The organism is Amycolatopsis sp. NPDC101161, assembly GCF_044768185.1.
Taxonomy (GTDB): Bacteria; Actinomycetota; Actinomycetes; order Mycobacteriales; family Pseudonocardiaceae; genus Amycolatopsis.
In genome coordinates this window covers 916,506-930,486 of the sequence record NZ_JBIWPI010000006.1, presented here as the reverse complement: position 1 = coordinate 930,486, position 13,981 = coordinate 916,506, and the positions used below count along the sequence as shown (strand labels likewise).

Annotated in this window: 13 protein-coding genes; 8 read left to right on the top strand and 5 right to left on the bottom strand. The window is 72.1% G+C overall.

The window, feature by feature from the left end; translation table 11 throughout:
- Window positions 1-451 precede the first annotated feature (451 nt).
- Window positions 452-3,529, top strand: coding sequence for a glycosyl hydrolase 2 galactose-binding domain-containing protein (locus ACIRSS_RS42545; RefSeq protein ID WP_400905737.1), 3,078 nt, complete (start codon window positions 452-454; stop codon window positions 3,527-3,529).
- Window positions 3,530-3,562: 33 nt separating this feature from the next.
- Here ACIRSS_RS42545 and ACIRSS_RS42540 read toward each other — a convergent pair whose 3' ends face one another.
- Window positions 3,563-4,948 (bottom strand): carboxylesterase/lipase family protein, encoded by a 1,386-nt coding sequence (locus ACIRSS_RS42540; RefSeq protein WP_400905734.1) that lies wholly within the window; start codon window positions 4,946-4,948, stop codon window positions 3,563-3,565.
- A 56-nt stretch (window positions 4,949-5,004) separates the two neighbouring features.
- Here ACIRSS_RS42540 and ACIRSS_RS42535 point away from each other — a divergent pair, with 56 nt between their 5' ends.
- The 3 genes from ACIRSS_RS42535 (at window position 5,005) to ACIRSS_RS42525 (ending at window position 8,080) form a co-directional block, all read left to right on the top strand.
- Window positions 5,005-5,412 (top strand): nuclear transport factor 2 family protein, encoded by a 408-nt coding sequence (locus ACIRSS_RS42535; protein ID WP_400905732.1) that lies wholly within the window; start codon window positions 5,005-5,007, stop codon window positions 5,410-5,412.
- A gap of 33 nt (window positions 5,413-5,445) precedes the next feature.
- Window positions 5,446-7,329 (top strand): Na+/H+ antiporter, encoded by a 1,884-nt coding sequence (locus tag ACIRSS_RS42530; protein WP_400905729.1) that lies wholly within the window; start codon window positions 5,446-5,448, stop codon window positions 7,327-7,329.
- Between the two features lie 64 nt (window positions 7,330-7,393).
- Window positions 7,394-8,080 carry a histidine phosphatase family protein gene (locus ACIRSS_RS42525; RefSeq protein WP_400905726.1) on the top strand — a complete coding sequence of 229 codons (687 nt, stop codon included), beginning with the start codon at window positions 7,394-7,396 and terminating at the stop codon, window positions 8,078-8,080.
- Here ACIRSS_RS42525 and ACIRSS_RS42520 read toward each other — a convergent pair.
- Window positions 8,064-8,810, bottom strand: a complete 747-nt coding sequence (locus ACIRSS_RS42520) for an ABC transporter permease (RefSeq protein ID WP_400905723.1) — start codon at window positions 8,808-8,810, stop codon at window positions 8,064-8,066. The two genes, ACIRSS_RS42525 and ACIRSS_RS42520, sit on opposite strands and share 17 nt — an antisense overlap.
- Window positions 8,811-8,826: 16 nt before the next feature.
- Entirely contained in the window at window positions 8,827-9,288 is a 462-nt protein-coding gene (locus ACIRSS_RS42515) for an MmpS family transport accessory protein (protein ID WP_400905720.1), read from the bottom strand.
- Between the two features lie 151 nt (window positions 9,289-9,439).
- Here ACIRSS_RS42515 and ACIRSS_RS42510 point away from each other — a divergent pair, with 151 nt between their 5' ends.
- The 4 genes from ACIRSS_RS42510 (at window position 9,440) to ACIRSS_RS42495 (ending at window position 13,050) form a co-directional block, all read left to right on the top strand.
- On the top strand, window positions 9,440-10,324 hold the full coding sequence (locus ACIRSS_RS42510; protein WP_400905718.1) for a helix-turn-helix domain-containing protein: 885 nt from the start codon (window positions 9,440-9,442) through the stop codon (window positions 10,322-10,324).
- Window positions 10,325-10,430: 106 nt separating this feature from the next.
- On the top strand, window positions 10,431-11,408 hold the full coding sequence (locus tag ACIRSS_RS42505; RefSeq protein ID WP_400905715.1) for a LacI family DNA-binding transcriptional regulator: 978 nt from the start codon (window positions 10,431-10,433) through the stop codon (window positions 11,406-11,408).
- Window positions 11,409-11,759: 351 nt separating this feature from the next.
- A complete protein-coding gene (locus tag ACIRSS_RS42500; RefSeq protein ID WP_400905712.1) occupies window positions 11,760-12,341 on the top strand; it encodes a DNA-binding protein in 582 nt (193 codons plus the stop codon).
- A gap of 52 nt (window positions 12,342-12,393) precedes the next feature.
- Window positions 12,394-13,050, top strand: coding sequence for an RES family NAD+ phosphorylase (locus ACIRSS_RS42495; protein ID WP_400905710.1), 657 nt, complete (start codon window positions 12,394-12,396; stop codon window positions 13,048-13,050).
- Here the strand turns inward: ACIRSS_RS42495 and ACIRSS_RS42490 are convergent.
- Window positions 13,032-13,667, bottom strand: coding sequence for an HAD family hydrolase (locus ACIRSS_RS42490; RefSeq protein WP_400905707.1), 636 nt, complete (start codon window positions 13,665-13,667; stop codon window positions 13,032-13,034). The genes ACIRSS_RS42495 and ACIRSS_RS42490 overlap by 19 nt on opposite strands.
- Window positions 13,660-13,977, bottom strand: a complete 318-nt coding sequence (locus ACIRSS_RS42485) for a YciI family protein (protein ID WP_400905704.1) — start codon at window positions 13,975-13,977, stop codon at window positions 13,660-13,662. Before ACIRSS_RS42485 ends, ACIRSS_RS42490 begins: the two co-directional genes overlap by 8 nt.
- Window positions 13,978-13,981 lie beyond the last annotated feature (4 nt).

Sequence of the window (13,981 nt, the reverse complement as noted above, 5' to 3'; positions counted from 1 at the left end):
GGCGCGCTGCGCGAGCTCGGCAGCAGCGCGCTCGCCGACCTGATCGGCGTCTCGACGGTGGCGCCGTCGGGCAGTGGCTCGCTCGAGCCGGGGACCTGCGCACGCTGGGCGACGGCCCGCGCCGGTATGGAACGCGGCGCCAAGCCGGAGTTCTTCGGCGTGACCGAGCCGGCCGTCGACAGCACCGAGGTCGCCGCCCGGCCATCGGCACCGCACCGACCCGCGGTGTCCCGCTCAGCGAGGCACTTCCGCGGCGGATCCGGGAGGACGGCTCGCTGCCCCTCCTGCTGGCGTTGCGCGCCGCGGCGGCGTGGCGGATCACGCGGGTCTGACCGATTCGCCCCTGTTCCCGGCGTGACCGGACCGCTACGATCGTCCGCAATTGTTAGGAAAGTTCCCTAACGATGGTCCCGCTGTCCCCACGCCGCCGTGGTGCCTAGGAGGCGCGCTAGTGAGCTATCGGCAGAAAAGAACCCGGACCCTCGTGGCGGCGGCGGTGCTCGCCGTCGCCGTGAGCGGGGCGACCGTCCCGGCGGCCACCGGGCAAGAGCAGGCGAGAGCGGCCGTCGCGGCCGCGGGCCCGGCCACCGCCGTCCCCGGCTTCCTGATCCAGACGTCCGCGCAGGTCAGTGACGACTCGGCCGTGTCGAAGCCGGGGTACAACACGTCCGGCTGGTACCCGGTCGGCCCGCGCTCGACCGTCTACGCCGGCCTGCTGGCCAACGGCAAGTACGCCGACCCGTTCTACTCGACGAACATGAAGAACGTGCCGACCGCGGACTTCCAGGTCCCGTGGTGGTACCGCACCGACCTCACGGTCCCCGACACCACCCAGCGCACCTACCTCGACTTCAGCGGCGTGCTGTCCAAGGCCGACGTCTGGGTCAACGGGACGCGCGTCGCCGACAAGACGCAGGTCACCGGCGCCTACACGCGCCACGACCTGGACATCACCGCGCTGGTGAAGGCCGGCGCGAACAGCGTCGCGTTCAAGGTCTACCCCAACGACCCGAACAAGGACCTGTCGATGGGCTGGATCGACTGGGCGCAGACCCCGCCGGACCAGAACATGGGCATCGTGCGGGACGTCCTCGTCCGGCGCAGCGGCCCGGTGGCGCTGCGCGGCGGCCACGTCGTCACGAAGCTGACCGGGACCACCCACGCCGACCTGACGGTGAAGGCCGACGTCCGCAACGACTCGGCGGCCGCGGTGTCCACGACGGTCTCCGGCACGGTCGCCGGCAAGGCCATCAGCCAGACCGTGAACCTGGCCGCCAAGGAGAAGAAGACCGTCACCTTCGGCGTGGTCGGGATCGACAACCCGCAGGTCTGGTGGCCGGCCGGGATGGGCGGGCAGCCGCTCTACGACCTCGACCTGACCGCCGCCGTCGGCGGGACGGCGTCGGACACCTCGCACTCGAGCTTCGGCGTCCGCCAGGTGACGGCGAACAAGAACTCCAGCGGCGGCCGGGCGTACACGATCAACGGGCGCCCGCTGCTGATCAAGGGCGGCGGCTACTCGCCGGACCTCTTCCTGCGCTGGAACGAGCAGTACGCGGCGGACAAGCTCGCCTACGTCAAGGACCTCGGGCTCAACACCGTGCGCCTGGAGGGCCACATCGAGCCGGACGAGTTCTTCGACCTCGCCGACCGGATGGGCGTGCTGACGCTGCCCGGCTGGGAGTGCTGCGACAAGTGGGAGGGCCAGGTCAACGGCAGCGAACCGGGTGACACGTGGACGTCCGCGGACTACCCGGTCGCGAAGGCGTCGATGACCGCGGAGGCCGAGCGGCTGCGCGACCACCCGAGCGTCATCTCCTTCCTGATCGGCAGCGACTTCGCTCCCGACGCGACGATCGAGAAGAACTACCTCGACGCGCTGAGCGCCGCGGACTGGCCCACGCCGGTGGTCCCGGCCGCGTCGGCGAAGTCGTCGCCGCAGCTCGGGTCCTCGGGCATGAAGATGAACGGGCCGTACGACTACGTCCCGCCGAACTACTGGTACGACAAGGCGCACAGCGACCTCGGCGGTGCGTGGGGCTTCAACTCCGAGACCAGCGCCGGGCCGGACATCCCGACGATGGACACGCTCAAGCGGATGATGTCGTCCAGTGAGCTGGACACGCTGTGGAAGAACCCGTCGGCCGCGCAGTACCACCGGTCTTCGTCGTCGACGTTCGCCAACCTCAAGCTGTTCGGCAACGCGCTGACCGGCCGGTACGGCAAGCCGGCGAGCCTCGACGACTTCGTCCGCAAGGCGCAGCTGGCGCAGTACGAGAACGTCCGCGCCGAGTTCGAGTCGCACTCGCGCAACTTCAGCGACAGCTCGAACCCGGCCACCGGGATCATCTACTGGATGCTCAACAGCGGCTGGACGTCGCTGCACTGGCAGCTGTTCGACACCTACCTCGACCAGAACGGCTCCTACTTCGGGGCCAAGAAGGCGAACGAGCCGCTGCACATCCAGTACTCGTACGACACCAAGTCCGTCGTGGTGGTCAACCACAACCACGACGCGGCGTCGGGCCTCACCGCGTCCGTGAAGCTGTACAACCTCGACGGGACGGAGAAGTTCACCCAGTCCAAGGCCGTGTCCGTGGGCGGTGACGGCGCCAAGACGACCGCGCTGACCATCGGTTCGGTGAGCGGGCTGTCGACGACGTACCTGGCGAAGCTGGTGCTCACCGACTCGTCGGGCAAGGAGGTCAGCCGGAACGTGTACTGGCTGTCCACCAAGGCCGACACGCTCGACTGGGCCAACAGCGACTGGTACTACACGCCGACGACGTCGTACGCCGACCTGTCCGGGCTGAACGGCCTGGCCCAGGTGCCGCTCGGGTCGACCGCCACGACGACGACCAACGGCGACGGCACCACGACGACCAAGGTGACGCTGACGAACCCCGCGTCCGGCAAGGTGCCGGCGTTCTTCGTCGACGCGCACGTGGTCGGCGCGGCGGGCGCACCGGTGCTGCCGGTGCAGTGGACGGACAACCAGGTCAGCCTCTGGCCGGGCGAGTCGACGACGCTGACGGCGACGTACCGGACCGCGGACCTCAAGGGCGCCAAGCCGTCCGTGCGGGTCGCGGGCTGGAACACCGGGACGAAGACGATCCCGGCGGACGGCACGGTCGACCCCGGCCCGGGCAACCCGGTGGACTACCAGGCCGAGGACGCCACGATCACCAATGGTGTCGCGGAGTCCAACCACGCGGGCTTCACCGGCACCGGGTTCGTCAACTACGACAACGCGACCGGCAGTGCGGTGGAGTTCACCGTGACCGCGGCCGCGGCGGGCAGCGCGAACGTCGTCCTGCGGTTCGCCAACGGCACCACGGTGAACCGGCCGATGGACATCTCGGTGAACGGTACGAAGGTGGCGTCCGGGGTGGCCTTCGGCGGCACCGGCAACTGGGACACCTGGCAGACGGTCACGATCCCGGTGACCCTGACCGCCGGGGCGAACAAGATCAAGGCGACCGCGACGACCGCCAACGGCGGCCCGAACGTCGACAAGATCACCGTCTAGGCCCGAGCCGGGGCGGTTTCGCGCCGCCCCGGCTCAGTCCCAGAGGAGGCGCTGCTCGCGGTCCGGGTCGGACACCGTCGTCGAGACGTCGTCGAAGAGCCGCGTGACGCGGTCCGCCGTCGTGTACCGAGGCCAGCCCGGGTCGCCCGTCGCGATGAACCGGACCCACGCCTCGAACATCTCCGTCGCGACCGCCTGCATCCGCTCGGCCGGGAACGTGCGGCCGGCGAAGAGGAACCGCCAGTTGCGGTTGCGGATGTCGTCGAACATCAGCGGCAGGTCGAGGCCGTGCACCGCGCCCAGGCCGCGGCCGCGCGGGGCGATGCGCCAGTCCAAGCGGTACATCCACGCGTTCGGCTGCCGTTCGGCGAAGCGGATCGCCGGGATCCACCAGTCCCCCGCCGTCAGCGCGCGGTTGCGGATCTGGTCCTCAGGCCAGTCGAGTAGGTCGTTATACGCCTCGGCGGCCTTCTCCACTGCGGACGCGTCCAGCATCGTCGAGCCGACGCCCAGCAGCTTCGCGCCGCCCGATTGCAGCCAGCTGAACAGGTCCTCTTCGTCGGCCGTCGTCCCGATCAGCAGCGGGACCTCGCGCACGCCTTCGAGCGGCGGGCGCGGGAGCAGCTCGTCGCCGACGACCACGCGGTAGGTCACCTTGGTCCCCGAAACCGCCGAAACCCGTTGCTGCGCTTCGAGAATCCGCGTTACCGGGAGATCGGGAAGGTCCTCGGGCGAGGCGTCCAGCTCCCGCAGGACGGCTTCGGCGACGGCAGCGCCCTCGGCCGGGGTGTGCACGACCGAGCCGACGCCGGTCCCGCTCTGCACGATCGCCTGGTGGACCAGCTCGCGCGTGGCGGGCACGGCGAGCAGCGTCCCGACCGTGCGGCCGCCGTTGGACTGCCCGGCGAGCGTGACGCGCCCCGGGTCGCCCCCGAACGCGCCGATGTTGTCCCGCACCCATTCGAGGGCGGCGACCTGGTCGCGCAGGGACAGGTTCGAGTCGGCGACGCCGGGCAGGTGCAGCATCCCGAGCACACCGAGCCGGTAGGCGATCGTCACGACCACGACACCGCGGCGGGCGTACGCGGACGCGTCGAACTGGTGCGGCGCGCCCATCACGCCCCCGCCGCCGTGGATCCACACCAGGACCGGGTACGAACCGGGCGGCTCGGGCGCGTAGACGTTCAGGTAGAGGCAGTCTTCGTCGCCGGTGAAACCGCGACCGGTCAGCTCGGGCTGCGGCGCGCGGGGCGCCCACTTCGTCGCGTCGCGTTCTCCGGTCCAGGGCGAAACCGGTCGGGGCGCGCGGAACCGCAGCTCCCCCACCGGCGGCTCGGCGTAGGGCACGCCCAGGAACGTCCGGACCCCGTCGCGTGCGGACCCGCGCAGCGCACCGGCCGCGATCTCCACCGTCGTCACACGGCCCAGCCTACGAACTTGCCCTGGAGCGCGCTCCAGCGTGTTGACTACGAGCCATGAGCGCAGCCGAAAACAAGCAACTGCTGAGAACCGCGTTCGACGCCTGGGGCACCGGCGACATCCGGCCGCTGGTCGCCGCGATGGCCGACGACGTCACCTGGACGGTCAGCGGCCACAACAGCTGGTCCGGCAGCTTCCGCGGCAAGGACTCGGTCCGCCGCGACCTGCTGGGCCCGCTCGGCGAGCAGTTCGACGGCACCTACACCAGCACCGCGAGCCGGTTCGTCGCCGAAGACGACGTCGTCGTGGTCGAGACGCGGGGCAGCGTCGCCTTCAAGACCGGCGCGCGGTACGACAACGCGTACTGCTTCGTGTTCCGCCTCGAGGACGGCCGGATCCGCGAGATCACCGAGTACATGGACACCCAGCTGGTCGCCGAGGTGCTCACCGAGCTGGCCCGGTGACGCGCGCCGCGACCCCGGGGTGATGATTACCCCGTGCACATCGCGGCAGAGATAGTGGCGCTGGTCGTGACCGTCCTCGTCGTCAGCGCGGTCGCGCGGCGGCTGGACTGGTCCGCCCCGCTGTGCCTGATCGTCGTCGGCGTCGTCGCCTCCTACATCCCCGGCGTGCCCGAGTACCACCTCGACCCCGAGGTCGTGCTGCTCGGCCTGCTGCCGCCGCTGCTGTACTCGGCGGCCATCCAGACGTCGCTGATCGACTTCCGGAAGAACCGGAGCGCGATCGGGCTGATGTCGGTCGGGCTCGTCGTGTTCACCACGCTCGGCGTCGGCCTCGTCGCCTGGGCCGTGATCCCCGGCCTCCCGCTGGCCGGCGGCATCGCGCTCGGCGCCGTCGTGGCCCCGCCGGACGCGGTCGCCGCCAGCGTCGTCGCCCGGCGGGTCGGCATGCCGCGCAAGCTGATCCGGCTGCTCGAAGGCGAGAGCCTGTTCAACGACGCCGCCGCGCTGGTCGCCCTCCGCACGGCCATCGCGGCGCTGGCCGGGTCGGTCAGCCTGTGGCAGGTCGGCGCCGACTTCTTCCGCGCGGCCATCGGCGGGGCCGTGGTCGGGCTCCTCGTCGGGTTCGCGGCTGCGTTCGTCCGCGCCCGGCTGAACGAGCCGGTCCTCGACACCGCGCTGTCGTTCGCCGTCCCCTTCATCGCCTACATCCCGGCCGAGGCGATCCACGGCTCCGGCGTGCTCGCGGTCGTCATCGCCGGGCTCATCCTCGGCCACAAGGCCCCGCAGATCCTGTCCGGCTCGACCCGGCTGGCGTCCCGGCTGAACTGGCAGACCATCGCGTTCCTGCTGGAGAACATGGTCTTCCTGCTCATCGGCCTGCAGCTGCGGCGGATCCTGTCGGAGGTCGGCGAGACCGGGCTGTCGCTGGCGATGCTGACCTGGATCTGCGTCGCCGTGCTCGCCGCGACCATCCTCACCCGCGTGCTGTGGATGGCCGGCATCGGCACCGTGAAACGGCTGGAGCGGCGCCTGCTGCCGGCGAAACCGCGGGCGAAGATCTGGCCGTGGCGCTACTCGGCCGTGATCGCCTGGGCGGGCATGCGCGGCGTGGTCACGCTCGCCGCGGCGTTCGTGCTGCCCGCGGACACCCCGCAGCGGGCCGTGCTGGTGCTGGCCGCGTTCGTCGTCGTGGCCGGCACCCTGGCCGTGCAGGGCATGACGCTGCCGCCGCTGATCCGGAAGCTGCGCCTGCCGCGGCCGGACCCGGCGGAGGACGCCCTGCAGGAGGCGGCCGTCCTGCACGACATGACCAGCGCGGCGCTGGCCAAGCTCGAAGAGATCCGGACGGACGACGACCCGCCGGAGATCATCCAGCGCCTGCGCGACCGGCTGCAGCACCGCGCCGACTCGGCGTGGGAGCAGCTCGGCCGGCAGAGCGCCCTGGCCGAGACGCCGAGCGACGCCTACCGCCGCCTGCGGCTCGAGCTGCTCGACGTCGAACGCCGCCAGTTCCTCAAGGCCCGCGACAGCGGCAGCGCCGACGACGACGTCCTGCGCAAGGTCCTGGAGCGGCTCGACATCGAAGAGTCCATGCTGGACCGCGACGAGGAAGAACCCGAGGTCGAAGGGCGCGAGCTGCGCACGCCGGCCGCGACGGCGGGATCGTGCAAGCACCTGGCCCACGAATGGGTCGAAAAGGACCCGAGCTCGCCGGACACGTGCGTCGCGTGCATCGAAGAGGGCACGACCTGGGTGCACCTGCGCATGTGCCTGAAGTGCGGCAACGTCGCCTGTTGCGACTCTTCGCCGCGGCGCCACGCGACCCGGCACTTCCACGAGTCGCGGCACCCGGTGATGCGCAGCTTCGAGCCGGGCGAGACGTGGCGGTGGTGTTTCGTGGACAAGCAGCTCGGCTAGTCTCCGCCTTCCTCCCCACCACCACCCTCAACCGAGGCGCTTCGCGCCGCTGTACCGTCGAAGCATGAGCACGCCGGAGCAGGAGATCGAGTACCGCCAGCACCGCTTCAGCCCGCCGCCGGGCGCGACGGAGATCTTCCTGGTGCGGCACGGCGAGTCGGCTCCCGCGCGTGGCGAAAACCCGTTCACCCTGGTCGAGGGCCAGGCCGACCCGGAGCTCGCGCCGGACGGCCGCGACCACGCCCGGCGCGTCGGCGACCGGCTGGCCGGCGAGCGGATCGACGCGATCTACGTGACGACGCTGCGGCGCACGGCCGAGACGGCCGCGCCGCTGGCGGAGAAGCTCGGGCTGACCCCGGTCGTCGAGCGCGACCTGCGCGAGATCCACCTGGGCGACTGGGAGAACGGGCTCTTCCGCAAGTACACGGCCGAAGGCCATCCCGTCGTCGAGCGGTTGTGGGCCGAGCAGCGCTGGGACGTCATCCCGGGCGCGGAGTCCGACGAGGCGTTCGGCGCCCGGCTGCGCGGCGCGTTGACGCGGATCGCCGCGGCCCACCCGGACCAGCGCGTCGCCGTGTTCACCCACGGCGGGGTGATCGGCGAGGTGTTCGCGCAGGCGAGCCGCTCGGTCGAGCGGTTCGCGTTCCTCGGCGCGGACAACGGCTCGATCTCGCACCTGGTGGTGCACGGCGACACCTGGATCATCCGGCGCTTCAACGACACCGCGCACCTGGCTACGCCGCTCGGCTGAGCTTCCCCGCCGCGACGAACTGCACGGTCACCAGGATCGAGACGGCTTCCGCGGCCAGCAGCCCGATCAGCACGAGCACCTGCGTCAGCCCCGCTTCGATCGGCCCGGCGCCGCCGAGCAGCACGCCGACGTAGGCGCCCGGGAGCGTCACCAGGCCGACCGTTCGGGTCTGGTCCAGCGCCGGGATCAGCGCGTGGCCCGCCGAGGGGCGGCAGATCTCCAGCGCGGCGGGCCGGGGCAGGAAGCCGAGGGCGAGCGCGGCTTCGTACTCGCCGTGGCGGGCTTTGAGCTCGTCGAGCGCGCGGCGGGCGGCCTGCGACGTCGCGGTCATCGCGCCGCCGATGACGATGCCGGCGATCGGCACGACGGCGATCGGCTTCGGCGGGACCACCCCGGCGCCGAGGACCAGCGCGAGCACCGGTACGACGCCGGCCGCGATCGCCAGCGCCGTCCACGGCAGGTTCCCCCAGCGGCCGGCGCGGCGCGCCGACGTCACCGCGGCGATGCCGAACATCAGCAGCACGAACAGGCCGGTCAGCGGCGTCGAGCGCAGCACGGCGGTGATCACGAACGACACGAGGGCCAGCTGCGCGACCGCCCGGACGGCGGCGATCAGCACGTCGCGGCCCCGCCCGAGGCCCCCCGCCTGGACCACCGCGGTGGCGGCGACGGCGAGCAGGACCAGCACCGCCACGAGGGCAGGCCCGAAGTGGATCGCGGCGTCGTTCACGCCGCTCATAGTGCCGTCAGACGGCGCAGGTGAACTGGCGGCCCGGCTCAGTGACGGTCTTCTCGGCGACGACGACCCCGTCGACGACGATCCGGCAGCGCAGTTCGCCGGGTCCGGTGTTGCGCGCGGCGACGCTGTAGAACTCGGTGCGGCCGACCGGTCCGACGCGGGTGAATCCGGCCGACCACGGCGTCGCGACCTCGGCGTGCTGGGTCAGCACCGAGCCGGCGCCGGAGTAGGTGACGTCCTGGGCGCCGTGCGCGCCGAGCAGCTCGTAGACGACGGAGTGGCTCACGGTGGCGACGGCGGCCGGCACGACCGGCGCGGCGACCGGCTCCACCTTGGCCGGACCGCGAGCCGACCGCGGCACGACGAACGACGTCACCGCGAAGGCCGCGGCGAGCACACCCAGGACGACCACGACGCTGCCGGCCGACCTGACGCGGCCCTGGTCGCGGTTGGCGGTGTGAGCACCCATGAAGAGGTCTTCTCTCGTCGGGCGCACCCTACGTCGGGTGCGTCGACCTCTATCTCGCCGTGACCTCACCGCGCGTTAGCCGTTACCCACTGGGATTCACCCGAACGGGTGCCGCCCGGTTTTTGTCGGTGCCCGGGTGCATGATCGGGGTGTGTACGAGGAGGAGGCGCCACCCCGGCGGCTGGCGGGCGTGGCGCGCTGCGTGTGGCGATCGGCTTCGACGGGCCCGAAGCGGATCGTCCCCGACGGCTGCCTGGACCTGGTCGCCGGCGACGGCGGCGTGTTCATCGCGGGCCCGGACACGGCGGCGTGGTCGTCGCTGACCCGGCCGGGCGCGGTGCTGCGGGGCGTCCGGTTCAAGCCGGGGCACGCGCCGGCGGTGCTCGGCGTGGCGGCCGACGAGCTGCGGGACCGCCGGGTGTCGTTGGGTGAGCTGTGGGGGCGGGCCGGGGAGGTGCTTTCGGAGCGGTTGCTGGCGGGTGAGCTGTCGCCGGCGGAGGCGGTGGAGTCGCGGCTTGCTTCGATGGAGGCTGCAACGGCGGATGCGGCGGTCGCGAAGTTGATCGAGCGGCTGGACGCGGGGGCCGCGCGGGTCGCGGAAGCGCAGGCTCTGATGCGGCCGGGGAGCGGTGGAGCGCGGGTCGCCGATGCGGCCGCACTCCTCGCTCGAGGCGAGGCGGACCCGGCCGGGATCGCGGCGAAGCTCGGCGCACCCGCGCGGGCGACCTCGCCCGATGTCGCGGCCACCCGAATCGAAGAGCCCTCCGCCGTCAGCGAGCGGCGGTTGCGGCGGCGCTTCGTCCAGGCCGTCGGGTACGGGCCGGCCACCTACCTGCGCGTCGCCCGGTTTCAGCGTGCCGTCGCGCTCGCTCCGCGCGTTGCCGGGCTGGCCGCGCTCGCCGCCGCCGCGGGGTACTCCGACCAGGCGCACCTCAGCCGGGACTGCCGGGCCCTCACCGGGCTGACCCCGCGCGGCCACTTCCGACCACCCTCCACTGTGGACGTGGCGGAGCGCGACCGGCTCCGTTCGGCGTAACCCCCGCGGTCAACCGGAAGTGGGCCGGCACCCGGCAAGGTAAGCGGACGGTAAACGACCACCAGGAGCGCTATCCTCCCCCTCGACCGGTGATCAGGGAGGGCGTGTGGCCACCATCAGCGACGTCGCGGCGAGGGCCGGCGTCTCCACGGCGACCGTGTCGCGCGCGCTCAACGGCAAGTCCACTGTGGACCCGACGCTGGCCGCGCGCGTGCAGGAGGCGGCCGCCGAGCTCGGCTACCACCCGAACGGGCTGGCCCGGAACCTGCGCCGGCAGGAGACCGCGGTCCTCGCGCTCATCATCTCCGACGTCGAAAACCCGTTCTTCACGGCCATCGCGCGCGGCGTCGAGGACCTCGCGCAGCGGTCGGGCTACTCGGTGGTGCTCTGCAACTCCGACGAGAACGAGGACAAGGAGCGCCGCTACATCGAGGTCGCGCTGCAGGAGCGGGTCGCCGGGGTGGTGCTGTCGCCGACCGGCCGCTCGACGAACGTCGAGGGCCTGCGCCGCCAGGGCACGCCGCTGGTGGCGGTCGACCGCCCGCTGCCGGCCGCCTCGGGCGACCAGGTCCTGGTCGACACGCGGCACGCGGCCGCCGAAGCGACCCGGCACCTGCTGGCGGGCGGCTACCGCCGCGTCGGCTGCCTGACCGGGCCGGCGGGCGTCCGCACGGCCGACGACCGCCTGGCCGGGTACGCCGACGTCGTCGGCGAAGCGAACGTCGTGTCCCGGCGGGCGGAGTACCGGGCCGAGGGCGCCCGATTGGCGGCGCTGGAGCTGCTGGACGAGCCGCACCCGCCGGACGCGCTGCTGGTCGCGAACAGCACGATGGCGATCGGCGTGCTGGAGGCCCTGTCGTCGCGTGGGCTGCGCTCGGGACGTGACATCGGCATCGTCTCGTTCGACGACGCCCCGTGGACGACGCTCATCGAGCCGCCCCTGACGGTGGTCGCCCAGCCGGCGTACGAGGTCGGCCGCGTGGCGGCGCAGTTGCTGCTGGCCCGGATCTCCGACAGCAGCCGCGAAGCGACGACCACGACCCTCGAGGCGACGCTGATCGAGCGGAAGAGCTCGCGCCGCTGACGAACGGATCGGCTCACGTGCGCGGGAGCGGAGCGACGTGCCCGGGGGGCCGGCTCGTGCCGGGCCCCCCAGGCACGCCCCACCCCCTGTGTCCCCCATGACCGGCGCGAACCCGCCGGATCCTGTGAGCACGGAGCGGAAATCGTTTACTCATCCGGAACGTAAGGCCCGGCACGCACACTGTCAAGCCTGGACAACCTCGTCCGATGCCGTCACACTGACCGGAAGTTGCCTACTCAACGTGTTGACTGATGTGCGGTAAGTGTCGATCTCTGGTGAATTCACCCACAGATAGGGCAAGAAACCGCACGAACCCGCACACCCGCGCTGTTTCGGGTTAGTCTGAACCCCATGTCTGTAGCGCTGGAGAACATCCTCGCCAAGGCGGGCCTGAAGGTCGACGCGAACGAGTTCCTCACGCTCGTCGAAGACGCGGCGCGCAGACTGTCACCACCGAACCCCGATCCCTCGCACTACTTCTCCGCCGACCAGCGCGCCGCGCTCACCGACGTCGGCTTGGACCTTTCACCGCGCCGGGAAGGCGAACCGGACTTCCGGGCGCGCACCGTGGCCGCGCACGCCGTCCTCGCGGAAGGCGCCCTCAGCGTCAACGAAGCGGCCCGCGCCCTCGGCGTCGACGACAGCCGCATCCGGCACCGCCTCAAGGAAGGCAGGCTGACCGGCTGGAAAGACGGCGGCTGGCGGCTCCCGGCGTGGCAGTTCGCCGGCTCGGGCGTGCTCCCCGGACTCGAAGTCGTGCTGAAGGCCCTCCCCGAAGACCAGCCCGCGCTCGTCGTCGCCGCCTTCATGAGCACGCCGCAGCCGGACCTCGTCATCAACGAGCACCCCGCGACGCCGCGGCAGTGGCTCCTGTCCGGGGGTGACCCGGACCACATCGCCCGCCTCATCGCCACGCTCGGCTCCCCGTTCTAGGCTGGAGCGTCCCCGAGCAAGATCACCGACAAGGACGGACCACCCCCGACCCATGGCCCGGCTACCGCTGCCGCCCGCCCGATCCGTCCTGGTCCGGCAGCTGAACCGCGCCAACGACGTGGTGACGGTCCAGCCCGCGACCAGGCTGGTGCGGATCTTCACCGCGCACGGCAACCACCCCCAGCAGTGGAATTCGTTCCGCTACACCGGCCCGCTCCCGCACGGCCGGTTCGACCAGCAGTCGCCCGGCCGCGGCGGCGCACCGGTCACCGATCCCGCGAACGGGGTCCTCTACTTCGGCCTCACGGTCCGCACGTCGGTCGCCGAGGTCTTCCAGACCAGCTCGACGGTCGACCGCCGCACGCGCGGGCCCCGCCTGGTCGTCGTCCGCCCGACGCGCACGCTGCGCCTGCTCGACCTGACCAGCCTGTGGCCGACGCGGGTCGGCGCGTCCCAGGAGATCTCGAGCGGCCCGAAGAAGCTGACGCAGGCGTGGGCGCGCGCGATCCGCGGCGCGTTCAGCGACCTGGACGGCCTCTGGTACCGGTCCTCGATGGATTCGGGCGACCCGGCGATCTGCCTGTGGGACCCCCCGGCGGGCGCGGCCCTGCCGATCGCACCGGACGTGCTGCTGCCGCTGGACCACCCGGGCCTGGACGTCCCGCTCGGCCGGGTCTGCGAAGAGCTGAACTACACGCTGCTGAACTGAGCGTCCAGCAGCGGGATGATCGCCCGCAGGTCACCGCCGTCGACGAGGTGCGTCGCGACAGCGCGGGCATCGGGGCTCGCGTTGAACCCGATGCTCATCCCGACGGCGGCGAAGAGCGGCAGGTCCGACCGGCTGTCCCCCACGGCGACGCACCGCTCCGGCGCGAAGCCCTGGGCCAGCGCGAAGTCCCGCTTGCCGTACTCGTCCAGGTGCTCGGCGACGTCGCCGGTGTAGCGGCCGTCCGCCACCGCGGGGACCGGGCCGCAGTACGCGGCGAACCCGAACCGCCCGGCGAGCATCCGGCCCACCGGCGTCCACGCGAGCGTCGTCAGGATCGGGCGCAGGCCGCGCTCCCGGCACCACGCCACCGTCTCGGCGATCCCGTCGACCAGCGGCAGCTTTTCCAGCCGGGCCGCGATCTCGGCTTCGGTGTGCCCGGCCCAGCCGCGGGCGTCGATCACCGACGCTTCCTGGTTCGTCATCCGGCCGGCGCCGTACGCGGCCTCGGCCGCGACGAGCTCGGCTTCGTGGCCCAGCACCGCGGCCACCCAGGCGCACGAGCTGGTGCCGGGGACCAGCGTCCCGTCGACGTCGAAGCAGACCAGCCCGTCAGCCAAGCGTGCCCCGCGGGCACACGAACCCGACGATCTCCGACGCGATCAACCCCGCCTGCTCCGCCGGATCGGCGTCCAGGATCGCCCGCGTCTCCGCTTCCGACGTCCGGAAGAACGCCACCCCCGTCACCGGCAGCGCCGACGACGGCTCCGGCACCGCCCCGGCGAACAGGAGCGTTCCCGCCTCCTGCTGCTGCCGCGCGGACGACAGGTGCCGGGCCCGCAGCTCCCGCGCCATCTCCTCGGAGATCTCGCCGGCGCGGGGACCCGCCCGGAACAGCACCATCCGCCAGGTCTCGAGCTCGAAGTCCACCTCG

What these genes read in the sequence shown, in the direction of transcription:
- ACIRSS_RS42535 (WP_400905732.1), top strand. Translation starts at nt 5,005, where the DNA reads ATGAGCGCAGCCGAAAACAAGCAACTGCTGAGAACCGCGTTCGACGCC.
- ACIRSS_RS42525 (WP_400905726.1), top strand. Translation starts at nt 7,394, where the DNA reads ATGAGCACGCCGGAGCAGGAGATCGAGTACCGCCAGCACCGCTTCAGC.
- ACIRSS_RS42515 (WP_400905720.1), bottom strand. Translation starts at nt 9,288, where the DNA reads ATGGGTGCTCACACCGCCAACCGCGACCAGGGCCGCGTCAGGTCGGCC.
- ACIRSS_RS42500 (WP_400905712.1), top strand. Translation starts at nt 11,760, where the DNA reads ATGTCTGTAGCGCTGGAGAACATCCTCGCCAAGGCGGGCCTGAAGGTC.
- ACIRSS_RS42495 (WP_400905710.1), top strand. Translation starts at nt 12,394, where the DNA reads ATGGCCCGGCTACCGCTGCCGCCCGCCCGATCCGTCCTGGTCCGGCAG.